Raw genomic sequence first — 26,929 nt, 5'->3', positions numbered from 1 at the left:
TTATCTGTCCGGCCGCAGCGCTTTAACGATGTTTTTCGGTGCTTAAGGCACCAGTACCGGGGCTCAGGGGCAAAATATCTGGGAGCAGTGTAATAAAAAAAGCCCCGGGGGTGAATCCTCCGGGGCTTAAAAGATTAAAAATTACGCGACTTGCTGCGTCAGATCATGTTACCGGTAAAATACCTCTACCGGATTAGCCTTCCGCTTACTCAAACTCGTTCCAGGAACGGCCATCGCGGGTGATCATCGCCACGGAGGCGACCGGCCCCCACGTGCCTGCCTGGTAAGGTTTCGGTGAATCGCGATCGGCAGCCCAGGCTTCAGTGATTGAGTCAACCCACTTCCACGCCTCTTCCACTTCGTCACGACGCACAAACAACGCCTGAATACCGCGCATGGTCTCCAGCAGCAGACGCTCATAGGCATCCGCCAGATGCGTTTGGTTAAACGTTTCCGAGTAGCTCAGATCCAGCTTAGTGATTTGCAGGTTGTGCTTGTGGTCAAGGCCAGGAACTTTGTTAAGCACCTGAATATCCACCCCTTCATCCGGCTGAAGACGAATAGTCAGCTTGTTCTGCGGCAGTTCTTGCCAGGTCTCTTTGAACAGGTTCAATTCTGGCGTTTTAAAGTAAACCACGACTTCAGAACACTTGGTCGGCAGACGTTTACCGGTACGCAGGTAGAACGGCACGCCAGCCCAGCGCCAGTTGTCGATGTCCACGCGAATCGCCACGAAAGTTTCAGTGTGGCTGGATTTATTCGCCCCCTCTTCTTCGAGGTAGCCAGGCACTTTTTTGCCTTGTGCAAAACCAGCGGTGTACTGGCCGCGCACCGTTTTTTCACGCACATTGGTGCGGTCGATGCGGCGCAGAGATTTCAGCACCTTCACTTTTTCATCGCGAATGCTATCGGCGGTTAAATCTGATGGCGGTGACATCGCAATCATGCACAGAATTTGCAGCAGGTGGTTCTGGATCATATCGCGCATCTGCCCGGCCTGATCGAAGTAGCCCCAACGGCCTTCAATGCCCACCTCTTCTGCTACCGTGATCTCAACGTGATCGATAGTGCGACTATCCCAGTTATTCACAAACAGCGAGTTAGCAAAGCGCAGCGCCAGCAGGTTCAGCACCGTCTCTTTACCCAGATAGTGGTCGATACGATAGACCTGGCACTCTTCGAAAAACTCGCCGACCTGATCGTTGATCTCGCGGGAAGTTTCAAGTGAAGTGCCCAGCGGTTTTTCCATCACCACGCGAGCAGGTTTGGCGTTTAGCTTCGCCTCCCCCAGCCCTTTGCAAATCGCGCCAAAGGTACCTGGAGGCATGGCGAAATAGTTAACCGTAACGCGATTTTGCTGATCGAGCATTTTGCCCAAACGGGTAAACGCTTTCGTGTCGTTGACATCAAGGTTACAAAAATCCAGACGCCCGCTCAGGGTCTCCCATAAACCTTCATCAATTTTCTCCTTCATGAAGGTTTCCATCGCTTCACGCACTACCTTGGTGTAAGCGTCTTTGTCCCAGTCGGCACGCCCGACGCCGATGATGCGGGTGTCAGGGTGGATCTGGCCAGCTTTTTCAAGCTGATACAGGGAAGGCAGCAATTTACGTCGCGCCAGGTCACCCTTCGCGCCGAAAATGACCAGATCGCATGCCTGGGCCGTTTGCGTTACCGCCATGTCATTCTCCTTAGTTGATAGTCTGGTGCTTGTGCCAGGCTATATTTGTAATTTTCTTTCACTGCATCGTACTGGGTTTACGAATTTCCCGAAACCCTCAGCCCCGGTTCCCGCTGCTAAATCGCACAAGGGGAAAAATATGGCGTGAGATTTTGGGCATGCGGCTAATATTGTTCGTTGTTTCGACCGATTCTCAGTTAGTAAAATACGACTCTGATCATGTAATGAAAAAAAACAACATTTTTTAAGGTCATTCCTCACCGTTTCCGACTACGGAGAGGTATATTCTTGCTAAAACGCCTGAAGATTTCACCCATTAATGAAATCGTTTCCATTGATGAGCGCCCTGTAATAATGAATATGCTGGAAAAAATCCAGTCCCGACTGGAACACCTTAGCAAATCTGAACGCAAAGTGGCGGAAGTCATTCTTGCTACCCCCGCGCAGGCCATTCATTCAAGTATCGCCGCCCTGGCGCTGGAGGCTGGCGTCAGTGAGCCAACCGTCAACCGTTTTTGCCGCAGTCTGGAAACTCGCGGTTTCCCTGATTTCAAACTGCATCTGGCCCAGAGCCTGGCGCACGGGACGCTGTATGTTAACCGTAATGTTGATGAAGAAGACAGCGTCGAATCCTATACGGGAAAAATATTTGAATCGGCAATGGCCAGTTTAGATCAGGTCCACCATTCTCTCGACATCTCCGCCATTAATCGTGCGGTCGACCTGCTCACTCAGGCTAAAAAAATCGCCTTTTTTGGTCTGGGCTCCTCGGCCGCTGTCGCCCACGACGCGATGAACAAATTCTTCCGCTTTAATGTGCCGGTTATCTACTCCGACGACATTGTCCTGCAACGCATGAGCTGTATGAACTGTAATGATGACGATGTGGTCGTGATTATCTCGCATACCGGCAGAACCAAAAGTCTGGTGGAACTGGCGCAACTGGCCCGCGAAAACGATGCGATGGTGATCGCCATTACCTCTCCCGGTACGCCGCTTTGCCGTGAATCAACGCTGGCCATTACGCTGGATGTTCCGGAAGATACCGATATCTATATGCCGATGGTTTCCCGCTTAGCGCAACTGACGGTGATTGACGTGCTGGCAACCGGCTTTACCCTGCGGCGGGGCGCAAAATTCAGAGATAACTTGAAGAGGGTCAAGGAAGCGCTCAAGGAATCGCGCTTTGATAAAGAGCTCAGCGTACACAGCAATAACCAATAAAAGTAGAAACAAAGCAGTATCCTATTACACCGTCGGTAATGTTCCGGTATAGCGACTTTGCTCGCTGGCGCTACCGAATCCATGTTCACGCAACACCAAAGTTGTTTCAGTCAACGGAGTATTACATGTCCAGAAGGCTTCGCAGAACCAAAATCGTTACCACCTTAGGCCCGGCTACCGATCGCGATAACAACCTTGAGAAGGTTATCGCCGCAGGCGCTAACGTGGTACGTATGAATTTCTCTCACGGAACCGCGGAAGATCATCAGATCCGTGCGGATAAGGTCCGTGAGATTGCGGCAAAACTGGGTCGTCATGTTGCGATTCTCGGTGACCTACAGGGGCCGAAAATTCGCGTATCCACCTTCAAAGAAGGCAAAATCTTCCTCAATATCGGCGACAAATTCCTCCTCGACGCTAACCTGGGTAAAGGTGAAGGCGACAAAGAGAAAGTTGGCATCGATTATAAAGGCCTTCCGGCTGACGTGGTTCCGGGTGATATCCTGCTGCTGGACGACGGTCGCGTACAGCTGAAAGTACTCGAAGTTCAGGGCATGAAAGTGTTTACCGAAGTTACCGTCGGCGGACCGCTGTCCAACAACAAAGGTATCAACAAACTGGGCGGCGGCCTGTCAGCCGAAGCGCTGACTGAAAAAGACAAAGCCGACATCCTCACCGCGGCAAAAATTGGCGTCGATTATCTGGCCGTCTCCTTCCCACGCTGTGGCGAAGACCTGAACTACGCTCGCCGTCTGGCGCGCGATGCAGGCTGTGACGCAAAAATCGTCGCCAAAGTAGAGCGTGCGGAAGCGGTTTGCAGCCAGGACGCAATGGACGATGTGATTCTGGCATCCGACGTAGTCATGGTCGCCCGTGGCGATCTCGGCGTAGAAATTGGCGATCCGGAGCTGGTCGGCATTCAGAAAGCCTTGATCCGTCGTGCCCGTCAGCTGAACCGTTCGGTCATTACCGCGACCCAGATGATGGAGTCAATGATAACCAACCCGATGCCAACCCGCGCTGAAGTTATGGACGTGGCGAACGCCGTGCTGGATGGTACCGACGCCGTGATGCTTTCTGCGGAAACCGCCGCAGGTCAGTATCCGTCTGAAACCGTTGCTGCGATGGCTCGCGTCTGCCTGGGTGCGGAAAAAATCCCTAGCCTCAACGTTTCCAAGCACCGTCTGGACATCCAGTTCGACAATGTGGAAGAAGCCATTGCGATGTCAGCAATGTATGCGGCCAACCACCTGAAAGGCGTCACCGCCATTATCACCATGACCGAATCTGGTCGTACCGCACTGATGACCTCGCGCATCAGCTCCGGCCTGCCGATTTTTGCGCTGTCTCGTCATGAACGTACGTTGAACCTGACGGCGCTGTATCGCGGCGTGACGCCGGTTCATTTCGACAGCGAAAGTGATGGCGTCGCCGCGGCCCATGACGCAGTGAATCTGCTGCGCGATAAAGGCTATCTGGTCACCGGCGACCTGGTTATCGTGACCCAGGGTGATGTAATGAGCACCATCGGTACCACCAATACCACCCGTATCCTGACCGTCGAGTAATTTTCTATTACGCCATAAAAAAACCTGCCAGCGTTTACCGGCAGGTTTTTTTTCGCCTCTGGCGCATAAACGCCTATTACTTCTTTCGCGGATACAGCTCTTTACGTTTATACGGCTCGATTTCACCCGGCTTGCGCGTTTTCAGCAGCTTAAGGATCCAGGTGTACTGCTCGGTATGCGGCTTAACAAAAATCTCCACCTCTTCGTTCATCCGCCGGGCAATCGTGTTATCGTCCGCCTCCAGCAGATCGTCCATTGGCGGGCGCACCAGCACCGTCAGGCGATGCGTTTTGCCATCATAGACCGGAAACAGCGGTACGACGCGGGCGCGACACACTTTCATTAAACGGCCAATCGCCGGTAGCGTTGCCTTGTAGGTAGCAAAGAAATCAACAAATTCGCTGTGCTCGGCGCCATGATCCTGATCGGGAAGATAGTAGCCCCAATATCCCTGACGCACCGACTGTATAAACGGCTTAATCCCATCGTTGCGCGCATGCATACGCCCGCCAAAACGACGACGCACGGTATTCCAGACATAATCAAATACCGGGTTGCCCTGATTATGGAACATCGCCGCCATCTTTTGCCCACCGGAGGCCATCAGCATCGCCGGAATATCCACTCCCCAGGCATGGGGAACGAGAAAGATAACTTTCTCGTTGTTCCGCTGCATCTCATCAATGATCTCTTTTCCCTGCCAGTCGACGCGGGAAAGGATGCGCTGCGGGTCGCGAAGACCTAATTCGGCCATCATCACCATCGCCTGTGGCGCGGAAGCATACATAGCATCAATGATTTCTTCACGTTCCTGCTCACTCTTTTCCGGAAAGCAGTACAGCAGGTTGATCTGCGCCCGGCGGCGCGAACTCTTTGCCAGCCGGCCAACAAAACGCCCCAGTTTGCCCAGAATCGGATCGCGAAAAGACGCAGGCGTCAGAGCAATACCGGCGAAGGCAAAAACCCCCAACCACGCGCCCCAGTAGCGCGGTAGTAAAAAGGATTTTTCAAACTTTGGAATAAACTCAATATTGTTTTTTTTCGTTTCCATGCCCAATCCGCAGAAGTTCCGCTCAATAAAGATAATGGGTTAGTTTAGCGATACGTTGAGTAACGCACAAAAGAAAAAGCCGGCGCGCGAATGGCACCGGCTTTTTAACGGGCGGGAGCTAGTCAAACCGCAGCTGTGGGATCACCTGTTTTGCCTGCGCCAGGTAATCGGTACGGTCGGAACCGCTAAGCCCCTCAGTACGCGGTAGTTTTGCCGTCAACGGGTTGACCGCCTGCTGGTTAATCCACACTTCGTAATGCAGATGTGGGCCGGTAGAACGTCCGGTGTTGCCCGACAGCGCGATGCGGTCGCCACGTTTCACCTTCTGCCCTGGTTTCACCAGCAGCTTACGCAGGTGCATATAGCGAGTGGTATAGGTACGACCATGACGAACGGCAACGTAATAACCTGCCGCGCCGCTACGTTTGGCGACCACCACTTCACCATCACCCACCGACAGTACCGGCGTGCCCTGCGGCATCGCAAAATCGACGCCGCGATGCGGAGCGACGCGACCGGTCACCGGGTTCAGACGGCGTGGGTTAAAGTTAGATGACACGCGGAACTGACGTGCAGTCGGGAAGCGCAGGAAGCCCTTCGCCAGGCCGGTACCGTTGCGATCGTAGAATTTGCCATCCTCAGCGCGGATCGCATAATAGTCTTTACCGTCAGAGCGTAGACGCACGCCAAGTAGCTGGCTTTGTTCACGCTTACCGTCGAGCATCTCACGCGACATCAGTACCGAGAACTCATCGCCTTTTTTCAGCTTACGGAAGTCCATCTGCCACTGCATTGCTTTGATTACCGCGCTGACTTCAGTGCTGGTGAGGCCTGCATCGCGAGCGCTGGCAACGAAGCTTCCGCCAACGGTCCCTTTCAGTACGCTGTTGACCCAGTCGCCTTTTTGCAGCTCGCTGCTCATTTTAAAACCGTTTGCCACCCGATCATAGGTTCGAGTTTCACGACGCGACATCTCCCAGGTCAGGCTTTGTAAATCGCCATCCGCCGTCAGCGTCCAGGAGAGCTGTTGACCAATTTTCAGATTACGCAACTCTTTATCCGCCGAGGAGAGCTGCGCGATATCACCCATATCAATACCGTACTGATTAAGGATGCTGCTGAGCGTGTCGCCGGTCGACACGACATATTCATGGCCGCCAGAATCGCTATCTGCTTTATCATCCAGCTCATCCTGCGGGATAGCTTCTTCTTCCTGGGGAGCCTGATCGATAGGTTCCGAAGCTTCCGGCAGCAGAGAGCGGATTTCGCTTTGCTCCAGCTCGATGGTTCTGGTAATGGGTGTAGATTCAGGGTGGTGGTAAATGTAGGGTCGCCAGACGGCGACCGCTAAAGTAAGAACGCTAAGCGACCCCAGCATAACGCGGTGAGGTCGTGGCAGGTTGTTAAATGCCTGAGTGACAGCGCGGGCTATCTGTTGCACGTATTCACTTCCTCGTTAATCTCCTTTCAGGCAGCTTGAATACTGATTCGCCATCTGGCTCAGGAATTGCGGATAACTCTCTTTACCCAGCTTAATTCCGATTCCAAGTGGATCCAGGGTTCCCATGCGCACGGACGTACCCCTGGCGACAGCTTCTATAACCGCTGGCCTGAACTGTGGCTCAGCAAAAACGCAAGTCGCTTTTTGCTCAACCAACTGTGTTCTGATTTCATGTAAACGCTGCGCACCAGGCTGGATTTCTGGGTTGACGGTAAAGTGACCTAATGAGGTCAAACCGTAGTGTTTTTCAAAGTAGCCGTAGGCATCATGAAAAACGAAATACCCCTTCCCTTTCAGCGGTGCCAGCTCGGTCCCAACCTGTTTATCGGTAGCGGCTAATTTTGCCTCAAAATCCTTCAGATTGGCGTCAAGTTTGGCTCGACTCTGCGGCATAAGTTCCAATAATTTATCGTGGATTGCAACCGCCGAAAGGCGCGCTATCTCTGGGGAAAGCCATAGATGCATGTTATAGATGCCATGATGGTGATCATCGTCACTATTTTCCCCGGCACCATGATCGTGGCCATGGTGGTCATCATCATCGTCAGCCCCTTTCATGAGTAACGGTTTCACGCCGTCAAGCTCGGCAATCGTCACCTTTTTATTCGGCGCAATGCTTTGCGTTGACTTATCCATAAACGCTTCCATCTCAGGTCCAATCCAAACCACTAAGTCTGCGTTCTGTAAGCGTTTTGCATCTGATGGACGCAGTGAATAATCATGCTCCGATGCCCCATCAGGCAGCAGAACCTGGGTATCCGTTACGCCATCGGCGATGGCTGAAGCGATAAAGCCCAGCGGTTTAAGCGAGGTAACAACCGCGGCGTTTGCCAACGGTGCATAAGCGAATAAAAAAGCGGCGCTAAGTCCAGCGCAAAGAAGCGTATTTTTATGTAACATAATGCGTCGAATCATCGTAATGAATGAGAAAGATGTGATATTATAACATTCACTAGCTTGTGCAACCCCTAATTTGATATGACAAATCTTGTAACTCTGGAAAACGTCGCCGTGGTTTATGGCCATAGGCGCGTGCTGTCTGACATTTCGCTCACGCTAAAGCCAGGCAAAATTTTAACGTTGCTGGGTCCTAACGGCGCCGGTAAATCGACCCTTGTACGGGTTGTCCTCGGACTGGTAGCACCAACTGAAGGTGTTATCAAACGTGAGGGGCATCTGCGTATCGGCTATGTCCCGCAAAAGCTGCATCTTGATGCCACCATGCCGCTGACCGTCAACCGTTTTATGCTGCTGCGCCCAGGCACCCACAAACGCGACATTCTGCCTGCGCTAAAGCGTGTACAGGCCGGGCATCTGATTGACGCTCCCATGCAGAAGCTTTCCGGCGGAGAGACCCAGCGTGTGTTATTGGCTCGCGCCCTGCTCAATCAGCCGCAGCTATTGGTGCTCGACGAGCCGACTCAGGGCGTGGACGTCAACGGCCAGGTGGCGCTCTATGATCTGATTAACCAACTGCGCCAGGAGCTTGATTGCGCTGTGCTGATGGTTTCCCATGACCTGCACCTGGTTATGGCAAAAACGGATGAAGTGCTGTGTCTGAATCAACACATTTGCTGCTCCGGCGCGCCGGAAGTGGTCTCCATGCATCCGGAATTTATCTCGATGTTCGGCCAGCGCGGCGCAGAACAGCTGGGGATTTATCGCCATCATCATAATCACCGCCACGACCTGCAGGGGCGGATTGTACTGCGTCGGGGAAATGACCGTTAATGATTGAATTACTTCTCCCCGGCTGGTTAGCCGGAATTATGCTCGCCTGCGCGGCTGGCCCGTTAGGTTCATTCGTTGTCTGGCGCCGCATGTCCTACTTCGGCGATACCCTTGCCCACGCCTCGCTGCTCGGCGTCGCTTTTGGTTTGCTGCTGAACGTCAATCCGTTTTATGCGGTTATCGTGGTCACGTTGCTGCTGGCCGGTGGCCTGGTGTGGCTGGAAAAACGCCCGCACCTGGCGGTAGATACTTTACTCGGGATAATGGCGCACAGCGCGCTTTCTTTGGGCCTGGTGGTGGTCAGCCTGATGTCGAATGTGCGCGTCGACCTGATGGCCTATCTGTTTGGCGATCTGCTGGCGGTGACGCCGGAAGATTTGATTTCAATCGCCATTGGCGTGGTTGTTGTGCTGGCTATCCTGCTCTGGCAGTGGCGAAACCTGCTGTCAATGACCATCAGCCCGGATCTGGCTTTTGTTGATGGCGTGAAGCTTCAGCGGGTGAAACTGCTACTCATGCTGGTTACCGCGCTGACTATCGGCGTTGCAATGAAGTTTGTCGGGGCGCTGATTATCACTTCTTTGCTGATTATCCCCGCCGCGACGGCCCGCCGTTTTGCCCGAACACCGGAGCAGATGGCTGGTATAGCCGTTGGCGTTGGAATGGTTGCAGTGACCGGGGGATTGACCTTCTCAGCGTTCTACGACACGCCTGCGGGACCTTCGGTGGTCCTGTGCGCCGCGCTGCTGTTTATTATCAGCATGAGCAAAAAATCCACAACCTGACTCGACGAATCAGATCTAACATTTCGTGCGGACTTGCACACTTCACAAATCCCGGGTCGCGGCGTAAACGCCTAACCCGGGCTACCAGATCCCAGACGGCCGTGAACCCGTAGCCCCGGTAAGCGTAAGCGCCACCGGGGATTTTAACCTACGGCATTTCCGGCGGCGTAATGCCGAAGTGATTCCAGGCCCGCACCGTCGCCATTCGTCCACGCGGTGTACGCTGTAAAAAGCCCTGCTGGATCAGATACGGCTCCAGCACATCTTCAATGGTTTCCCGCTCTTCACCTATCGCCGCCGCCAGGTTATCCAGCCCCACCGGCCCGCCGAAGAACTTGTCGATTACCGCCAGCAGCAGCTTACGGTCCATATAATCGAAGCCTTCAGCATCCACGTTAAGCATATCCAGCGCCTTCGCAGCAATCTCTACCGAAATGGTGCCGTCATGCTTCACTTCGGCATAATCGCGTACGCGCCTGAGCAGGCGGTTGGCAATACGCGGTGTACCGCGCGCGCGACGCGCGACTTCCAGCGCCCCCTCCTCACTCATCTCCAGCCCCATAAAGCGAGCGCTGCGCCCGACAATATATTGCAGGTCAGGAACCTGGTAAAACTCCAGGCGCTGCACAATGCCAAAACGGTCGCGCAGCGGCGAAGTCAACGAGCCTGCGCGAGTCGTGGCGCCAATCAGGGTAAACGGCGGCAGATCGATTTTTATTGAACGAGCCGCCGGTCCTTCGCCAATCATGATATCCAGCTGATAATCTTCCATTGCCGGATATAACACTTCTTCAACAACCGGCGAAAGGCGGTGGATCTCATCGATAAACAAGACATCGTGCGGTTCAAGGTTGGTCAGCATCGCCGCCAGATCGCCCGCCTTTTCCAGTACCGGGCCGGAAGTGGTGCGCAGATTTACGCCCATTTCGTTGGCAACAATGTTCGCCAGCGTGGTTTTCCCAAGCCCTGGAGGGCCAAAAATCAGCAGGTGATCGAGCGCATCGCCGCGCAGTTTCGCCGCCTGGATAAAGATCTCCATTTGCGAACGGACATGCGGCTGGCCCACATACTCTTCCAGTAATTTAGGACGGATTGCGCGGTCGGCCGCTTCTTCATAACCGGTGCTGTCCGCCGATACCAGCCTGTCTGCTTCAATCATCCCTTACCTCACAACGCGGCGCGAAGCGCTTCGCGGATTAACGTTTCACTGTTTGCATCCGGGCGAACGATTTTACTGACCATCCGGCTGGCCTCCTGAGGTTTATAGCCCAGCGCCACCAGCGCAGCAACCGCTTCCTGCTCAGCGTCATCATCAGCCGGACCGGCAGGCGACGTCAATACCAGATCGGCCGCCGGGGTGAACAGATCGCCGTGCAGCCCTTTGAAGCGGTCTTTCATTTCGACAATCAGGCGTTCGGCGGTTTTTTTACCGATACCCGGTAGTTTCACCAGCGCCGCCAGCTCTTCGCGCTCAACGGCATTAACAAACTGCTGTGCCGACATGCCGGAAAGAATCGCTAGCGCCAGCTTCGGGCCGACGCCGTTGGTTTTAATCAGTTCTTTAAACAGCGTGCGCTCCTGCTTATTATTGAAGCCAAACAGCAGTTGAGCATCTTCACGAACGATAAAATGGGTAAAAATTATCGCCTCTTTGCCCACGTCCGGCAGCTCGTAAAAGCAGGTCATCGGCATATGGACCTCATAGCCTACGCCTCCGGTTTCAAGTAAAACCAGCGGGGGTTGTTTTTCGAGAATGATGCCTCTGAGTCTGCCTATCACGTGTAGCTCCTGGATTAAGGGCTGAAAGTCTAATGCAGTATCATAAAAAAAGGCTGGATAGATATCCAGATGAAAAACACGTTATCCCGTACATCTGCCCTCCATGAGCGGACTTACCGCTTCCCAGAGCGCTTACTGCGCCGAGCGACAAACTTCGCGCCCACAAAACGAAGTGCAGATGTTAGTCATGCTCCTTTATTCACCAGCCGGATTTTCATATTTAAACTGACTATCCTTAGCCATCCTGGATAATCTGCATCCTTACAGTTTCTTCTGTTAAGAACATAAGCGTCTGGATATGATAATAATCGTTCAGTCCAGCAAGCAAAACTCCACTCAAGGAATATTAAAAAGGAATTAATCATGCCAGCAAATTACCCTGCCAAATATGAAACCGGAGATATTGTTTTCACCTGTATTGGCACGGCATTAATTGGCCAGATATCAACGGCCTCTCAGTGCTGGTGTAACCATGTGGGTATTATCATTGGTCATAATGGTGATGATTACCTGGTGGCGGAAAGTCGGGTCCCACTTTCGGGAGTAACCACCCTAACGCAGTTTATTCACCGCTCAGCCAATCATAGTTACGCTGTTCGCCGTCTGCGCGGCGGTTTAACCACTGAGCAAAAGCTCTCGCTCATGGAACAAGTTCCCTCACGTTTGCATAAGCTTTATCACACCGGGTTTAAATACGATTCATCGCGTCAGTTCTGTTCAAAATTTGTGTTTGATATTTATAAAGATGCGTTATGTATTCCGATGGGCAATGTCGAAACGTTTGAACAACTGTTGCGCAGTAACCCGCAAGCAAAATTGCGATTCTGGAAGTTTTGGTTTATTAGGCTCTATTCCATGGGAACGGAAAACGGTCACTCCGGCCAGCCTCTGGCTGCATCCAAATTTAGAGTTAATTTCAGCGAATGGAGTAGAAACGCCTCAGCCAGCAGTCGCCGAGGCGGTATAGATTAGCGTAACCTTCCACGCGCCAGATTCAGACGGCTTTCGCCTATCTGGGCGACGTTCTGGCTGACGTGGCAGTGGGTAATGGCGATGGCTAACGCATCTGCTGCATCCGCCTGAGGATTGGCCGGGAGCTTAAGCAACGTGCGCACCATATGCTGCACTTGGCTTTTTTCCGCGCTGCCAATGCCGACGACGGTCTGCTTCACCTGCCTGGCTGCGTACTCGAAGACCGGCAGGTCCTGATTTGTCGCGGCGACAATCGCCACACCGCGGGCCTGACCGAGCTTTAGCGCCGAGTCGGCGTTCTTCGCCATAAAGACTTGTTCGATGGCGAAATAGTCCGGCTGGAACTGGGTGATAATTTCAGTGACGCCCGCATAGATAAGCTTCAGGCGAGACGGTAAATCATCCACTTTCGTGCGAATGCAGCCGCTGCCCAGGTAGCTCAGTTGGCGTCCAACCTGACGGATGACGCCGTAACCAGTGACGCGCGACCCCGGGTCAATACCGAGAATAATAGCCATCACGCGCCCCCGGTCATAACTAACCCGTGAGACCCTAAATATTTCAGTTCACAGCCAGGCGGCCACGCAGCGCATCCCCGGGAGCGTAGATTGACTACGTGACCGGGGTAAGCGAGGAGAGCCAACACCGCTGTGGGCTGAAAGATTACGGGTATCACAGCGTTGCGGCGACCTCATCAGAGATCTCACCGTTATGATAAACTTCCTGCACGTCGTCACAATCTTCCAGCATATCGATCAGGCGCAGTAGTTTCGGCGCAGTTTCAGCATCCATATCCGCTTTGGTTGACGGGATCATAGAGACTTCAGCTGCGTCAGCTTTCAGGCCTGCGGCTTCCAGCGCATCGCGTACCGCGCCCATCTCTTCCCAGGCGGTGTAAACGTCAATTGCCCCGTCGTCATAGGTCACCACGTCTTCTGCGCCTGCTTCCAGGGCAGCCTCCATGATCGCATCTTCGTCGCCTTTCTCGAAGGAGATAACGCCTTTTTTGCTGAACAGATAAGAGACTGAACCGTCAGTTCCGAGGTTGCCGCCGGTTTTGCTGAACGCATGGCGCACTTCGGCAACGGTACGGTTACGGTTGTCAGACAGACATTCAACCATGACCGCTGTGCCGCCAGGACCGTAACCTTCATAAATGATGGTTTCCATGTTTGCGTCATCATCGCCGCCAACGCCACGGGCAATGGCACGGTTCAAGGTATCACGCGTCATGTTATTAGACAGCGCTTTATCAATTGCCGCACGCAGACGCGGGTTAGAGCCCGCATCGCCGCCGCCCAAACGCGCAGCGGTGACCAGCTCACGAATAATTTTAGTAAAGATCTTACCGCGCTTGGCATCCTGTGCCGCTTTGCGGTGTTTGGTGTTGGCCCATTTACTATGACCTGCCATAAAATAATATCTCCAAAAAAGCGCGCCTTTTCAGGCGGCGTTAATTACAAATTCTTCAATCGCCTGCCGGTTGCTCCAGGACTTGGTCAACATAGCGGCTTCCGTCGCATCAACCCAGCGGTAATCCAGATGTTCCGTAAAGACAATCTGGCGTTCATGGGGGAGCGCAAGACGGAACCAAAATTCCGTATTGCGCTCAACGCCCGGCGCATAGCGATGACGTAAATGAGAAAATATCTCGAATTCTACCGTGCGCTGACAGTCAACCAAAGCCAGTTGCTCGCAGGCAACGTCAATGGCAACTTCTTCCTTTACTTCACGCGCGGCAGCCTGCGGCGCGGTCTCCCCCTCTTCCAGGCTGCCGGTAACCGACTGCCAGAAAGCGGGATCGTCGCGACGCTGCAACATCAGCACCCGCTTCGTATCTTCGGCATAAATCACCACCAGAACGGAAACGGGGAGCTTGAATGACATCTTACTTATTCTCCGAAGACTCTTTCGTCTCTTTCGCCACAACCTGAATACCCAGTTCGCTCAGGGATGCCGGATTAGCGAAGCTTGGCGCTTCGGTCATCAGACACGCTGCTGCGGTGGTTTTCGGGAAGGCGATAACATCACGAATATTATCGGTACCGGTCAGCAGCATGGTCAAACGGTCAAGACCGAAAGCCAGACCTGCATGCGGCGGGGTACCGTATTTCAGCGCATCCAGCAGGAAGCCAAACTTCTCGCGCTGCTCTTGTTCGTTAATGCCCAAAATGCCAAATACAGTCTGCTGCATCTCGCCGCTGTGAATACGCACGGAGCCGCCGCCCACTTCATAGCCGTTGATAACCATATCGTAGGCATTAGCCACCGCGTCTTCCGGCGCGGCTTTCAGCTCTGCGGCAGTCATATCTTTCGGCGAGGTGAACGGATGGTGCATCGCGGTCAGGCCGCCTTCACCGTCGTCTTCAAACATTGGGAAGTCGATAACCCACAGCGGCGCCCATTTGGCTTCATCGGTCAGGTTCAGATCTTTACCCAGCTTCAGGCGCAGCGCACCCAGCGCATCGGCAACGACTTTTTTGTTATCCGCGCCGAAGAAGATCATGTCGCCATCCTGCGCGCCTGTACGCTCAAGGATCGCTTCAACGATGTCTGCGGTCAGGAATTTCGCCACCGGGCTGTTGATGCCTTCCATGCCTTTCGCACGTTCGGTCACTTTGATGTAAGCCAGGCCTTTCGCGCCATAGATTTTCACAAAGTTGCCGTATTCATCGATTAGCTTACGGGTCAGTGCAGCACCGCCAGGCACGCGCAGCGCCGCAACGCGGCCTTTCGGATCGTTTGCCGGACCGGAGAATACCGCGAACTCAACGGACTTCAGCAGGTCTGCAACGTCCACCAGCTCCATCGGGTTACGCAGGTCTGGTTTATCAGAACCATAGCGACGTTCGGCTTCAGCGAAGGTCATGATCGGGAAATCGCCCAGATCCACGCCTTTCACCTCCTGCCACAGATTACGCACCAGCGCTTCCATCACTTCACGCACCTGAGGCGCAGTCATAAAGGAGGTCTCGACGTCGATCTGGGTGAATTCCGGCTGGCGGTCAGCGCGCAGGTCTTCGTCGCGGAAGCATTTGACGATCTGGTAGTAGCGGTCAAAACCGGACATCATCAGCAGCTGTTTGAACAACTGCGGAGACTGCGGCAGCGCGTAGAATTTACCTTTATGGACGCGAGAAGGCACCAGGTAGTCGCGCGCGCCTTCCGGCGTGGCTTTGGTCAGCATCGGCGTTTCGATATCGAGGAAGCCGTGGTCGTCCATAAAGCGACGGACAAAGCTGGTGATTTTGGCACGAGTTTTCAGACGCTGAGCCATTTCAGGGCGACGCAGGTCGAGATAGCGGTATTTCAGACGCGCTTCTTCGGTGTTGACGTGGTTGGAATCCAGCGGCAGCGCTTCGGCACGGTTGATAATCGTCAGGTCGGATGCCAGCACTTCGATTGCGCCGGTTGCCATATCGCTGTTGACGTTTTTTTCGTCACGGGCACGCACGGTGCCGGTCACCTGAATGCAGAACTCATTACGCAGTTCGGAGGCCAGCTTTAATGCATCCGCACGATCCGGATCGAAAAACACCTGGACGATGCCTTCGCGGTCGCGCATATCAATAAAGATAAGGCTACCAAGATCACGACGACGGTTGACCCAACCACACAGAGTCACTTGCTGCCCTACGTGGGACAGACGAAGCTGCCCGCAATATTCTGTACGCATGAGATATCCCTTAACTTAGCCGCAGGCGGAGAGTTGCCTGCTTTGCAGGCGACGAGGTCGCAGCTTTAGCTGATGTCACAACTGAATGAAAAAAGGCGGCTATTATACTGGAAATTATGTCGTACGATAAGCCCGGCGCAGCGTGTACGTTGCTTTGCTGTGCGCTTATCGCCTGTGCTCACAAAAATTAACAAAATTTGTTACCCTTGAGCAGGATCGGCAACGGTATTGTAGCGGCCTGACAACAGAAGAAGATACGGGGATATCATGTTAGAACTCAATGCAAAAAAGACCGCGCTTGTGGTTATCGATCTACAGGAAGGTATCTTACCTTTTGCCGGGGGTCCGTACCGTGCCGATGAAGTCGTTGAGCGCGCCGCGACGCTGGCGAAAAAGTGCCGCCAGCAGGGTTCCCCCGTGGTAATGGTTCGCGTTGGCTGGTCTGCGGATTTTGCCGAAGCGCTGAAACAGCCGGTTGACGCCCAGGCAGGTGCGCATGCGCTACCGGAGAACTGGTGGACTTACCCGCGTGCGCTGGAAAAGCAAGAGAGCGATATCGAAGTCACCAAACGCCAGTGGGGGGCCTTTTACGGTACTGACCTGGAGTTGCAGCTTCGCCGTCGCGGTATTGACACGATTATCTTGTGCGGTATCTCAACCAACATCGGCGTCGAGTCTACAGCGCGCAACGCCTGGGAACTGGGCTTTAATCTGATTCTCGTCGAAGACGCCTGCAGCGCGGCCTCCGCCGACCAGCACCAGGGCAGCATGACGAATATTTTCCCGCGTATCGCCCGCGTGCGCAGCACAGAGGAAGTTCTTGCCGCGCTATGATCTATATTGGGCTTCCCCAGTGGGCGCATCCGAAGTGGGTGCGTCTGGGTATCACCAGCCTTGAAGCATACGCCCGCCACTTTAATTGCGTAGAGGGCAATACCACCCTGTACGCGTTACCGAAAGCGGAAATTGTCAGCCGCTGGTATGAACAGACCCACGATGATTTTCGCTTCTGCTTTAAGTTTCCGGCCACTATTTCGCACCAGGCGGCACTACGCAACTGCGACGACTTAAGCCATGAATTTTTCACTCGTCTGGCGCCGCTGGCTTCGCGCATCGGTCAATACTGGTTACAGCTGCCGGCAACATTCAGCCCTCGCGATCTCCCTGCCCTCTGGCTGTTTCTCGATAGCCTGCCGCGGGAATTCAGCTACGGCGTTGAAGTAAGGCACCCGGAATTTTTTGCCAAAGGCGAAGCAGAGCAGCAGCTCAATCGCGGACTACATCAGCGTGATGTTAATCGCGTCATCCTTGATAGTAGACCGGTTCATAGCGCCGTCGCCCGAAGCCCGGCGATGCTCGATGCGCAAAAGAAGAAGCCTAAAGTTCCCGTCCATGCGCTGGTGACCGCCCGTCATCCGATGGTGCGTTTTATCGGCAGCGACGATATGGCGCAAAACCGTGAACTTTTTGGCGTGTGGATACGGACCTTACCTAAATGGACGCAGACCACCACACCCTATTTATTCCTCCATACCCCTGATATTGCCCAGGCGCCAGAGCTGGTCGATACTCTGTGGGGCGATCTGCGCGCCGCCCTACCGGAAATAGGTGATGCGCCGTCAATTCCGCAGCAAACCTCTCTTTTCTGATATCCTGCTATCCTGAATGGAGCCACCGGACGGAATGAAAAGGGAGTTTTTAGTATGATCAGCGCGCTGTATGCGGTTTTAGGTGCGTTACTGCTTATTAAGTTTTCTTACGACGTCGTACGCTTGCGGACGCAATATCGTGTCGGTTACGGCGACGGCGGTTTCAGCGAGCTACAGGTTGCTATCCGCGTACATGGGAACGCGGTTGAATATGTTCCCATCGGGCTGATTTTGCTGCTGTTTATGGAAATGAACGGCGCGCAAACCTGGATGGTCCACGTCTGCGGTATCTTACTGATCGTCGGACGCCTGATGCACTCTTACGGTTTTCATCACCGCCTGTACCGCTGGCGCCGTTCCGGCATGAGCGCAACATGGTGTTCATTGTTGCTGATGGTGCTGGCTAACTTCTGGTATATGCCCTGGGAGTTGGTTTTCTCCGTCCGTTAGCGCACAATACGCCGTTTTCGATTTTTCGGGTTTAACGTTATGTCTCACCGCGATACGCTTTTTTCCGCGCCGATTGCCAGTCTCGGCGACTGGACCTTTGATGAACGGGTTGCTGAAGTCTTCCCGGATATGATCCAGCGCTCTGTTCCCGGCTATTCCAATATTATTTCGATGATCGGCATGCTGGCGGAACGCTTCGTTCAGCCAGACACCCAGGTTTACGATCTCGGCTGCTCGCTTGGCGCGGCGACGCTTTCTGTCCGCCGCAACATTGCGCATTCCGGGTGCAAAATCATTGCCATTGATAACTCCCCGGCCATGGTCGAACGCTGCCGTCGTCATATAGATGCCTATAAAGCACCGACGCCGGTCGAGGTCATTGAAGGCGATATTCGCCACGTCACCATTGAGAATGCCTCAATGGTGGTGCTGAATTTCACGATTCAGTTTCTGGAGCCAGGCGAACGTCAGGCCATTCTGGATAAGGTCTATCAGGGGCTCAATCCGGGCGGCGCGCTGGTGCTGTCGGAAAAATTCAGCTTCGAAGATGATAACGTCGGCGAGTTGCTGTTCAATATGCATCATGACTTCAAACGCGCCAACGGCTATAGCGAACTTGAAATCAGCCAAAAGCGCAGCATGCTGGAAAACGTGATGCTCACCGATTCCGTGGAAACCCACAAGGCACGCCTGCGTAAAGCCGGGTTTGAACATGCTGAACTATGGTTCCAGTGCTTTAACTTTGGATCGCTGATCGCCGTAAAATCCGGGGAACAGGCATGATTGATTTCAGCAACTTTTATCAATTGATTGCCAAAAGCCCGCTGTCGCACTGGCTGGAGACGCTGCCCGCTCAGGTTGCCGCCTGGCAACGTGAATCATTGCACGGTAAATATCGTGAATGGGAACGCGCTGTTGAATTCCTGCCTGAATTTGACCCCTACCGTCTGGATCTGCTGCACAGCGTCACCGCCGAGAGCGAAACGCCACTCGGCGAGGGGCAGCGGTTGCGCATTGAAAACCTGCTGAAGAATTTGATGCCGTGGCGTAAAGGGCCTTATTCGCTTTACGGGGTGGATATCGATACCGAATGGCGATCCGACTGGAAATGGGATCGCGTGCTGCCGCATCTTTCGGACCTGACCGGCCGCACTATTCTCGATGTTGGCTGCGGTAGCGGATACCATATGTGGCGCATGATTGGCGCTGGCGCTCGTCTGGCGGTCGGCATCGACCCAACGCAGCTCTTTCTTTGCCAGTTTGAAGCGGTACGTAAACTGCTGGGCAACGACCAGCGCGCGCATCTGCTGCCGCTGGGAATTGAGCAGCTACCGGCGCTGAATGCCTTTGATACTGTATTTTCGATGGGCGTGCTGTACCATCGCCGCTCGCCGCTCGATCATCTGTGGCAGCTCAAAGATCAGTTGGTTCCCGGCGGCGAGCTGGTACTTGAAACGCTGGTGGTTGAAGGTGATGAAAACACCGTTCTGGTGCCTGGCGATCGCTATGCGCAAATGCGCAACGTCTACTTTATCCCGTCAGCTGCGGCGCTGAAGCAGTGGCTGGAAAAATGCGGGTTTATCGATGTGCGAATCGTTGACGCCTGCGTGACCTCCACCGACGAACAGCGCCGTACCGAGTGGATGACAACCGAATCGCTGGCCGAATTCCTCGACCCGAACGACAGCAGCAAAACGCTTGAAGGCTACCCAGCCCCGCTGCGCGCGGTCATTATTGCGACCAAACCTGAAACAGAACAGTCTCTGGCGGCGAAAAAGAAGCGCGCCGATAAACAGCCAGGCTAAGGCATTCTCCGGATAAAAAAAGGCCCCTGTTTAATGGGCAGGGGCCTGGTACGGGCAATCATCATATTGGGCGACATGATGTGCAGCAAAAAACGGTTTAATTTCTCTGTGCGGTAATAATACTTTTCATTTCCGCGACCGCTTCGCCATTGACGGCGTAGCGTAAATACTCATCTGCGCTTGCATCGGTTGACATCGATAATCCGGGATTGCGAAAGCGCATCGGGGACGGTAACCACTGACCTGCCGAGCTGTGCACTTCTTTTACTCCGGCCTGCAAAAACACCGCTAAATTGGCGGCGCGCACTCCTGCCCCAGCCATAATGATTGGAGTATCACTTCGCGCAATAAGTTCCCTGATTAATGAAATTCCTTTTTCAGCCGAGGCCTGCTGCCCCGATGTCAGGATGCGCTGAACGCCGAGTTCTGACAGCTCAGCGCAGGCCTGGCGAGGGTCAGCGCACATATCGAACGCCCGATGAAAGGTCACGGCCAGCGTTCCCGCCGCCGTCATTATTTTTTCCATGCGCACCCTATCAACCTGACCGTCGGCATCCAGGATACCAATAACCAGACCGGGAAAACCGAGTTCTTTCACCGCAGCCACATCATCCAGCATCGCGGCAAACTCGCCTGCGGTGTAGCAAAAGTCACCGCCGCGCGGACGAATAATCGGATGAACGGGGATCGTCACCGTATCACGAACCGATTTAATAACGCCCAGCGAAGGCGTCAGGCCGCCTTCCTGCGGCGCGGCGCACAGTTCAATGCGATCGGCACCGCTACGCTGAGCCTCCAGCGCGCACTCCATGCTGTAACAGCAGACTTCCAGTATGGTCATTCTTTTCTCCGTAGACATCGCAGACATGACAGAATCTCACGATTTATTCATGTAGACACAGTGTCACTTCACACTGTCAGCGTTCAGATTGTTCGCTGGCGACAATTTGCTCAATCGACCACGGATGAAATTTGATCGTCACCTTTCCATCCGTGACTGCCAGAGTGGGATTTGGTAAACGTTCATGCTCCCCTTTCGGCGAACTGGTCTTCACAAAAATACCCGGCTGGCTAAGCCCCTCATCGGAAAGCAGCGCCAGCGCCCGAGAATTCAGCGTTTCAGGCTCGCCGGGCAGAACAATTTCGATATGCTCCCAGCCTTCATGCGGGTAGCGCTTCTCACCCGGCCACGGCAGCTCAACGACGCTAAAACGCCAGTGCGCCACGCAAATTGGCTCGTCCAGTTTAAATAAACAGATCGGGCGACCGTTGATGATATTCTCCGACAGCAGCATACCGCATTGTTCAAAGCCGCGCCTCCAGCGCTCTGCCGTCGTATTCTGGTGGCAGCGCAGGGAAATATGGTCGGCATCATGCGGCGCAATATTGAGACCAAGCCGGCTAGCAAGCGCATTTAGCGCTTCGGTGAAACGCGGCAGGTCCGCGGAAATGTCGTTCAGTTCATCTATTTGTTGCCAGTTCGCCATGATAAGCCCCGATACTCACTCAAAAGCGCTAATCTATCGCGTTTCCCCGGGCTGACCAACCCGCAATACTCTGTGAACGATTATTCGTTGAGCGCGCGACTGAGCAAGCTATGCGCGGTGCTGACGCATAGATGCAAATGCAGTATACTCCTGCCCTAATTTGTCCACATCCCAGCGCCGCCCCTCCGGGGTGACGGCGTGTTAAACGTAAGGTATTCCGGTGAATATTCAGGCTCTTCTCTCAGAAAAAGTCAGCCAGGCCCTGATCGCGGCAGGCGCCCCTGCTGATTGCGAACCTCAGGTTCGCCAGTCAGCAAAAGTCCAGTTCGGTGACTATCAGGCCAATGGCGTCATGGCCGTTGCCAAGAAACTGGGCATGGCGCCGCGACAACTTGCAGAGCAGGTACTGTCTCATCTCGACCTGAACGGGATTGCTAACAAAGTTGAAATCGCCGGTCCGGGTTTTATCAATATTTTCCTCGATCCGCTATTCCTGGCGGAAAACGTCAGCAGCGCGCTGAAATCAGAACGTCTGGGCGTTGCTCAGCCGCAGGCGCAGACCGTCGTTATCGATTACTCCGCGCCGAACGTGGCGAAAGAGATGCACGTAGGCCACCTGCGCTCGACCATTATTGGTGATGCCGCAGTGCGCACGCTGGAATTTCTCGGCCATAACGTGATCCGCGCTAACCACGTGGGCGACTGGGGCACCCAGTTCGGCATGCTTATCGCGTACCTGGAAAAACAGCAGCAGGAAAACGCCGGCGAAATGGCGCTGGCGGACCTCGAAGGTTTCTATCGCGAAGCGAAAAAACACTACGATGAAGATGAAGCCTTCGCCGAACGCGCGCGTAGCTACGTGGTTAAGCTGCAGGGCGGCGACGAGTATTTCCGCGAAATGTGGCGCAAGCTGGTAGACATTACCATGTCGCAGAACCAGTTAACCTATAACCGCCTGAACGTCACTCTGACCCGCGACGACGTGATGGGTGAAAGTCTGTATAACCCGATGCTACCAGGTATCGTTGCCGACCTGAAAGCTAAAGGTCTGGCAGTCGAGAGCGAAGGCGCGACCGTAGTATTCCTTGATGAGTACAAAAACAAGGAAGGCGAACCGATGGGCGTTATCATCCAGAAGAAGGATGGCGGCTATCTCTACACCACTACCGACATTGCCTGTGCAAAATACCGCTACGAAAACCTGCATGCCGACCGCGTGCTTTACTACATTGATTCACGTCAGCACCAGCACCTGATGCAGGCGTGGACCATCGTGCGTAAAGCAGGCTACGTGCCGGATTCCGTTCCGCTGGAGCACCATATGTTCGGCATGATGCTCGGCAAGGACGGCAAACCGTTCAAAACCCGCGCCGGTGGTACCGTGAAGCTCGCAGACCTTCTGGATGAAGCGCTGGAGCGCGCTCGCCGCCTGGTAGCAGAGAAAAACCCGGATATGCCTGCCGAAGAGCTGGAAAAACTGGCGAACGCCGTCGGGATTGGCGCGGTGAAATACGCCGATCTGTCGAAAAATCGGACCACCGACTATATCTTCGACTGGGACAACATGCTGGCATTCGAGGGCAACACCGCGCCTTACATGCAGTATGCCTATACCCGCGTGCTCTCGGTATTCCGTAAAGCGGATATTGATGAAAGCGCGCTGGCGGCGGCTCCGGTTATTATCACCGAAGACCGTGAAGCCCAACTGGCTGCCCGTCTGCTGCAGTTTGAAGAAACGCTAACCGTTGTCGCACGTGAAGGCACTCCGCACGTGATGTGCTCTTATCTGTACGATCTGGCGGGTCTGTTCTCCGGCTTCTACGAGCACTGCCCAATCCTGAGCGCAGAAAGCGAAGAGACACGCAATAGTCGCCTGAAGCTGGCTCTGCTGACGGCGAAAACCCTGAAGCTGGGTCTGGATACCCTGGGTATTGAAACCGTAGAGCGCATGTAATTTGCAGGAAAACCCGGCAAACGCCGGGTTTGCCGGGTGGTGGCTAACGCCTTACCCGGCCTACGTTTCCTTTCCCCAGATCAAAAATACTTCCGCAGATACTCCGTCAGACACAGGAGCGCCATTGCCTGGCCGTAAGGCATTGAGGTGAGCGGAATTTCCCGATAAAAATCGAGATTCGACCCCATCCCGGTACCGAATGAGGTTTGCAGTAATTCCCCCTCTGGAGAGATATTCTGCACGATACCGCGAATCGCTTTCTCCGCTACCTCCGCATACTCCTGGTCCACATAGCGCTTGCGCACCGCCTTCAGGATCCCATAGGCAAAACCGGCGGTGGCCGACGCTTCCAGATAGGAGTTCGGGTCATCAAGCAGCGTATGCCACAGGCCGCTGTCGTCCTGGCAACGGGCCAGCGCCGCGATCTGCGCATTCAGCACCTGCACCAGATAACGGCGAACGGCGCTGCTTTCCGGTAAATCCACCAGCTCAAGGAAATCCGGGATCACAATCGTCAGCCAGCTATTGCCGCGTGCCCAACGAGCCCTGGCAAAATTATGCTGCCCCTCGTAGTTCCAGCCGTGAAACCACAGACCGGTCTCGCGGTCCATCAGGTTCTGTACGTGTAGCAGGAACTGATATACCGCTTCTTCTACATATTCCGGGCGGTTGAGCAGCTTGCCGATTTTGGCCAGCGGCAGGACGGTCATCATCAACGTGTCGTCCCACATTTGCTGATGGTTCTCTTCCGCCAGGGTGATGTGCTGCATGCCGCCAAACTCAGTACGCGGCATATCGCGCATCGCCCACTCTGCCCAGCTATCAAGCCAGGGTAGATACGCAGTATTACCCGTCTCCTCATACCGGTAGGCGAGTGTCAGAAATGGCGCCATCGTATTAACGTTTTTGGTGGTTGCTCCTTCAGCAAAGCGATCGGCAAACCAGCTGTCGATAATGTCGCGCATCGCAATATCACCCGTCTGCTGGTAATACTGATAAATACCGTACAGGCCTACCCCGTGGGTCCACTCCCAGCCGTTCCAGCCTTTGGTGTCAATGATGCGCCCGTCGTCCAGCCGCAGTAAAAATTGCCCGCTTTTATCCTGAATATTAACCAGATTATGCGTCACCTTCTGGATCAGCGCTTGCAGCTCATTGCGGGCGATAAAACGCTCCGGCTGGCACAGCAGCGGGCTATGTTTGACAGGCCAAACTTTCATATCCTTAACCTCTGTTATATGTCGAATTCAATGCAGAACGCTGCTTCAGCGCTGGCGCGGCGGGTTTATTGCGGTTCAGATAACCGATGTTGTTGTTTCCCCAAAGGAAGTCGTACGGCATACCGGCCAGAATCTCCACCACCTCACGATCCTGTTCGCTTGCCAGTTCCGGCTGGGCGCGGCCTGATTCACGCATCTTGAGCGTTTCCGCGCGCAGGACGCTATGGGTTTGCAGGTTGAGTTTAAAACGCAGGGAAACGAGAAAACCGCAGGCCAGTACCAGCAAGGTACCCACGCTGAGGATCAGCAGGATCGTGTGGCTCACATCATAAGGTTGCGTTTTTTGCCCGGAAACAAAGCCCGACATCTGCATAATGATCCCTACCAGCATCACCGCGCCCGCCTGAGAAGCTTTACGCGTCAGGGTCATAATCCCGGCAAAGATACCTTCACGGCGCTGGCCGGTAATCACTTCATCGACATCAGCAATATAGGTGTAGGTATTCCACGGCACGTAGTTGATCCCACCTCGCCCCAGACCAGCAACAGCGGAAATCAGCAGCAGCAGCGAGTAAACATCGCTGAGGCCAGCGTAGTACAGCATCGCGTAAGAGAGTGAACTCAGGCCGAACAGCACAACCACCATGCGATAAGACGGCGCGGGTCCGAAGCGGATGCACAGCGGGATCATGGCGATAACCGCAATAAACTGGAAGATTGCCATGGTGCCAAGCAGGTTTGAGGCCATTGAGGCTTCCTGCATCAGCACAAACACCACATAGTAGGTAAAGACCGCGTTGAACACGTCCTGAGCGATATAGCCTCCCAAATACATGCCCAGATGCTGGCGGAAAATCTTAATCCGCAAGGTGGAGCTTAACTCAATAAACAGGCGGTTAAGGCTCTGGGACAGGGTCAGGTTTTGCTTCTCCTCTTCTGCCCGTAGCGCCGCTTCCGTCCACTCTTCTCGCGGGCGCTCCCAGGTAAAGAACCAGACAAAGGTCAGCATCATTGCGCACAGTACCGAGAACACCAGACTCGCATAGAAGAAAGAGACCGCATTATCCTTACCGAAGATAGTCAGCAGGACGCCCGGCAGGAAGGAAGCCAGAATCGCCGACATCTGCGCCATCGAAATACGCGCACCGGAGAATTTGGTCTTCTGTTTAAAGTCATCGGTCATTTCCGGCACCAACGTTTCATACGGCACCAGAATCATGGTGTAGACAATATCAAACAGCAGATAAGTCAGCAGGTAGTACCAGAAGCCCATGTCTCCTACCCACATAAAGGAGTAGCTAAAGACGCAAGGGATACCAAGCAGGATAAAGAACTTACGTCTGCCAAAACGTTTACCCAGCCAGGTCGAGCCAAAGTTATCCGTCAGGAATCCCATCAGCGGACTGATCACCGCATCCAGCACTCTGGCAGTAGCAAAAATAAGCGTCGCCTCAATGGGAGAGAGGCCGCAAAAAGTGGTGTAGAAGTAGAGCAGCCATGCTGCGGTGAGTGCAGTGGTCCCCGCCCCAAGGAAATCGCCCGATCCATAGGCAAAGTAGTGAGCCAAACCGATTTTACGTGTTTTCATCGCCGTAAATCCTGTGTCTTTTTTGAGAGAACTCCGACTCTCTTTTTGACTGCTTCAGCCAAAACGGAGTTGATACATGGCTACAGTAAGAACATGGGAACGGCGTTACCTTTTCATTTTTGCCAGCCCAACCCCTTCCGTGGCAAAAACACAAAGAGTGATAGAACACGCTTCACTTATTTATAAAACGTCGTTTCTTTTAATACAAAAGATCGGACCAAAATCGAGGCTGGACATTCAAAGTCGTTTGTCAGCGAATAGTCTATGGCCCGTAATTTCAAACGTTAATAAGCCTTGCGGAAACTAAGGATTCGGAGTAAAGACAATAGAAAACGGTTATTTTGCGTATCTCAAGGAGGCTAGATGCCCTACTCACATCTGCTGGTCGCCGTTGCGCCAACCCCGGAAAGCCGGGTGCTTATTCAGAAAGCCGTATCGATCGCCCGTCCGTTTAATGCGAAAGTCAGCCTGATTACGCTGGCGACGGACCCGGAACTGTATAACCAGTTCGCCGCGCCGATGATGGAGAATTTACGAGAAATCATGCAGGAAGAGACGCGCGGTTTTCTGGCCGAGCTGGCCCACCACGCCGATTACCCTATCGAGAAAATGACCATCGCCAGCGGCGGGCTTGGTCATCACGTGAAGGATTTTTGCCAGCAGCATCGCGTTGATCTGGTGATTTGCGGTAACCACAACCAGAGTCTGTTTTCTCGCGCGACCTGCTCGGCGAAGGATATTGTCGGCAGCAGCGGCGTTGACGTGCTGCTGGTCTGTCTGGAAAAGGGCTAGCGCCGGAGAAGCGCTA

General features: G+C 54.0%; 24 protein-coding genes and 2 pseudogenes. 12 read left to right on the top strand and 14 right to left on the bottom strand.

Annotation, left to right across the window (positions count from 1 at the left end):
• Positions 1–205 precede the first annotated feature (205 nt).
• Entirely contained in the window at positions 206–1,681 is a 1,476-nt protein-coding gene (gene zwf, locus FN082_RS23965; RefSeq protein ID WP_139536319.1) for a glucose-6-phosphate dehydrogenase, read from the bottom strand.
• A gap of 319 nt (positions 1,682–2,000) precedes the next feature.
• Here zwf and FN082_RS23960 point away from each other — a divergent pair.
• Positions 2,001–2,905 (top strand): annotated as a pseudogene (locus FN082_RS23960) (MurR/RpiR family transcriptional regulator).
• A gap of 125 nt (positions 2,906–3,030) precedes the next feature.
• Positions 3,031–4,473 carry a pyruvate kinase gene (gene pyk / locus FN082_RS23955; RefSeq protein ID WP_139536321.1) on the top strand — a complete coding sequence of 481 codons (1,443 nt, stop codon included), beginning with the start codon at positions 3,031–3,033 and terminating at the stop codon, positions 4,471–4,473.
• Positions 4,474–4,549: 76 nt separating this feature from the next.
• Here the strand turns inward: pyk and lpxM are convergent, their stop codons facing one another.
• From lpxM to znuA, 3 genes are all read right to left on the bottom strand, one after another.
• A complete protein-coding gene (gene lpxM, locus FN082_RS23950) occupies positions 4,550–5,524 on the bottom strand; it encodes a lauroyl-Kdo(2)-lipid IV(A) myristoyltransferase (RefSeq protein ID WP_139536322.1) in 975 nt (324 codons plus the stop codon).
• 118 nt (positions 5,525–5,642) lie between these two features.
• Positions 5,643–6,965 (bottom strand): murein DD-endopeptidase MepM, encoded by a 1,323-nt coding sequence (gene mepM / locus FN082_RS23945; RefSeq protein WP_139536323.1) that lies wholly within the window; start codon positions 6,963–6,965, stop codon positions 5,643–5,645.
• Between the two features lie 15 nt (positions 6,966–6,980).
• The gene (gene znuA, locus FN082_RS23940; RefSeq protein WP_139536324.1) at positions 6,981–7,925 is read right to left on the bottom strand and encodes a zinc ABC transporter substrate-binding protein ZnuA; all 945 of its coding nucleotides are present in this window, start codon (positions 7,923–7,925) and stop codon (positions 6,981–6,983) included.
• 78 nt (positions 7,926–8,003) lie between these two features.
• On the opposite strand from znuA, the gene znuC reads away from it, so the two are divergent.
• Entirely contained in the window at positions 8,004–8,756 is a 753-nt protein-coding gene (gene znuC / locus FN082_RS23935) for a zinc ABC transporter ATP-binding protein ZnuC (protein WP_139536325.1), read from the top strand.
• A complete protein-coding gene (znuB, locus tag FN082_RS23930; protein ID WP_139536326.1) occupies positions 8,756–9,541 on the top strand; it encodes a zinc ABC transporter permease subunit ZnuB in 786 nt (261 codons plus the stop codon). The genes znuC and znuB overlap by 1 nt, the downstream gene beginning before the upstream one ends.
• Positions 9,542–9,689: 148 nt before the next feature.
• On the opposite strand, the gene ruvB is transcribed toward znuB, so the two are convergent.
• Positions 9,690–10,700 carry a Holliday junction branch migration DNA helicase RuvB gene (gene ruvB, locus FN082_RS23925; protein WP_139536327.1) on the bottom strand — a complete coding sequence of 337 codons (1,011 nt, stop codon included), beginning with the start codon at positions 10,698–10,700 and terminating at the stop codon, positions 9,690–9,692.
• An 8-nt stretch (positions 10,701–10,708) separates the two neighbouring features.
• Positions 10,709–11,320, bottom strand: a complete 612-nt coding sequence (ruvA, locus tag FN082_RS23920; protein ID WP_142463048.1) for a Holliday junction branch migration protein RuvA — start codon at positions 11,318–11,320, stop codon at positions 10,709–10,711.
• Positions 11,321–11,683: 363 nt separating this feature from the next.
• Between ruvA and FN082_RS23915 the strand changes: the two are divergent.
• Positions 11,684–12,287, top strand: a pseudogene (locus FN082_RS23915) (YebB family permuted papain-like enzyme).
• Position 12,288: 1 nt separating this feature from the next.
• Here the strand turns inward: FN082_RS23915 and ruvC are convergent.
• From ruvC to aspS, 4 genes are all read right to left on the bottom strand, one after another.
• Entirely contained in the window at positions 12,289–12,810 is a 522-nt protein-coding gene (gene ruvC / locus FN082_RS23910; protein WP_110274314.1) for a crossover junction endodeoxyribonuclease RuvC, read from the bottom strand.
• Positions 12,811–12,964: 154 nt separating this feature from the next.
• On the bottom strand, positions 12,965–13,705 hold the full coding sequence (locus tag FN082_RS23905) for a YebC/PmpR family DNA-binding transcriptional regulator (protein WP_049069083.1): 741 nt from the start codon (positions 13,703–13,705) through the stop codon (positions 12,965–12,967).
• Between the two features lie 30 nt (positions 13,706–13,735).
• Positions 13,736–14,179, bottom strand: coding sequence for a dihydroneopterin triphosphate diphosphatase (gene nudB, locus FN082_RS23900; protein WP_139536330.1), 444 nt, complete (start codon positions 14,177–14,179; stop codon positions 13,736–13,738).
• 1 nt (position 14,180) lies between these two features.
• Positions 14,181–15,968, bottom strand: coding sequence for an aspartate--tRNA ligase (gene aspS, locus FN082_RS23895; RefSeq protein WP_142982512.1), 1,788 nt, complete (start codon positions 15,966–15,968; stop codon positions 14,181–14,183).
• A gap of 267 nt (positions 15,969–16,235) precedes the next feature.
• On the opposite strand from aspS, the gene FN082_RS23890 reads away from it, so the two are divergent.
• Genes FN082_RS23890 through cmoB form a run of 5 tightly spaced genes read left to right on the top strand, consistent with a single transcriptional unit; the run spans position 16,236 to position 19,872 of the window.
• The gene (locus tag FN082_RS23890; protein WP_142982511.1) at positions 16,236–16,802 is read left to right on the top strand and encodes a hydrolase; all 567 of its coding nucleotides are present in this window, start codon (positions 16,236–16,238) and stop codon (positions 16,800–16,802) included.
• Positions 16,799–17,617 carry a DUF72 domain-containing protein gene (locus tag FN082_RS23885; RefSeq protein ID WP_142982510.1) on the top strand — a complete coding sequence of 273 codons (819 nt, stop codon included), beginning with the start codon at positions 16,799–16,801 and terminating at the stop codon, positions 17,615–17,617. The genes FN082_RS23890 and FN082_RS23885 overlap by 4 nt, the downstream gene beginning before the upstream one ends.
• Positions 17,618–17,671: 54 nt before the next feature.
• Complete coding sequence (locus FN082_RS23880; protein ID WP_139536334.1) at positions 17,672–18,067, top strand: MAPEG family protein; 396 nt, start codon at positions 17,672–17,674, stop codon at positions 18,065–18,067.
• Positions 18,068–18,106: 39 nt separating this feature from the next.
• The gene (cmoA, locus tag FN082_RS23875) at positions 18,107–18,850 is read left to right on the top strand and encodes a carboxy-S-adenosyl-L-methionine synthase CmoA (RefSeq protein ID WP_142463053.1); all 744 of its coding nucleotides are present in this window, start codon (positions 18,107–18,109) and stop codon (positions 18,848–18,850) included.
• Positions 18,847–19,872: a tRNA 5-methoxyuridine(34)/uridine 5-oxyacetic acid(34) synthase CmoB gene (gene cmoB, locus FN082_RS23870; protein ID WP_142463054.1), complete on the top strand. Its 1,026-nt coding sequence runs from the start codon at positions 18,847–18,849 to the stop codon at positions 19,870–19,872. Before cmoA ends, cmoB begins: the two co-directional genes overlap by 4 nt.
• Positions 19,873–19,969: 97 nt before the next feature.
• On the opposite strand, the gene cutC is transcribed toward cmoB, so the two are convergent.
• Both cutC and FN082_RS23860 read right to left on the bottom strand, forming a co-directional pair.
• Complete coding sequence (cutC, locus tag FN082_RS23865; RefSeq protein WP_142982509.1) at positions 19,970–20,713, bottom strand: copper homeostasis protein CutC; 744 nt, start codon at positions 20,711–20,713, stop codon at positions 19,970–19,972.
• Between the two features lie 76 nt (positions 20,714–20,789).
• Positions 20,790–21,359 (bottom strand): VOC family protein, encoded by a 570-nt coding sequence (locus tag FN082_RS23860; RefSeq protein ID WP_142982508.1) that lies wholly within the window; start codon positions 21,357–21,359, stop codon positions 20,790–20,792.
• 220 nt (positions 21,360–21,579) lie between these two features.
• Between FN082_RS23860 and argS the strand changes: the two genes are divergently transcribed.
• A complete protein-coding gene (gene argS, locus FN082_RS23855; protein ID WP_139536339.1) occupies positions 21,580–23,313 on the top strand; it encodes an arginine--tRNA ligase in 1,734 nt (577 codons plus the stop codon).
• An 80-nt stretch (positions 23,314–23,393) separates the two neighbouring features.
• Here argS and bglB read toward each other — a convergent pair whose 3' ends face one another.
• Both bglB and FN082_RS23845 read right to left on the bottom strand, forming a co-directional pair.
• Positions 23,394–24,533: a beta-galactosidase BglB gene (gene bglB, locus FN082_RS23850; RefSeq protein ID WP_139536340.1), complete on the bottom strand. Its 1,140-nt coding sequence runs from the start codon at positions 24,531–24,533 to the stop codon at positions 23,394–23,396.
• A gap of 4 nt (positions 24,534–24,537) precedes the next feature.
• A complete protein-coding gene (locus tag FN082_RS23845) occupies positions 24,538–26,121 on the bottom strand; it encodes an MFS transporter (RefSeq protein ID WP_139536341.1) in 1,584 nt (527 codons plus the stop codon).
• Between the two features lie 363 nt (positions 26,122–26,484).
• Here FN082_RS23845 and uspC point away from each other — a divergent pair, with 363 nt between their 5' ends.
• On the top strand, positions 26,485–26,913 hold the full coding sequence (gene uspC, locus FN082_RS23840) for a universal stress protein UspC (RefSeq protein ID WP_139536342.1): 429 nt from the start codon (positions 26,485–26,487) through the stop codon (positions 26,911–26,913).
• The last annotated feature ends 16 nt before the right edge of the window (positions 26,914–26,929 follow it).

Source organism: Klebsiella spallanzanii, assembly GCF_902158555.1.
In the GTDB taxonomy this organism is placed as follows: domain Bacteria; phylum Pseudomonadota; class Gammaproteobacteria; order Enterobacterales; family Enterobacteriaceae; genus Klebsiella; species Klebsiella spallanzanii.
Note: the sequence above shows the minus strand (reverse complement) of the source record. Positions and strands in the feature narration are given on the sequence as shown.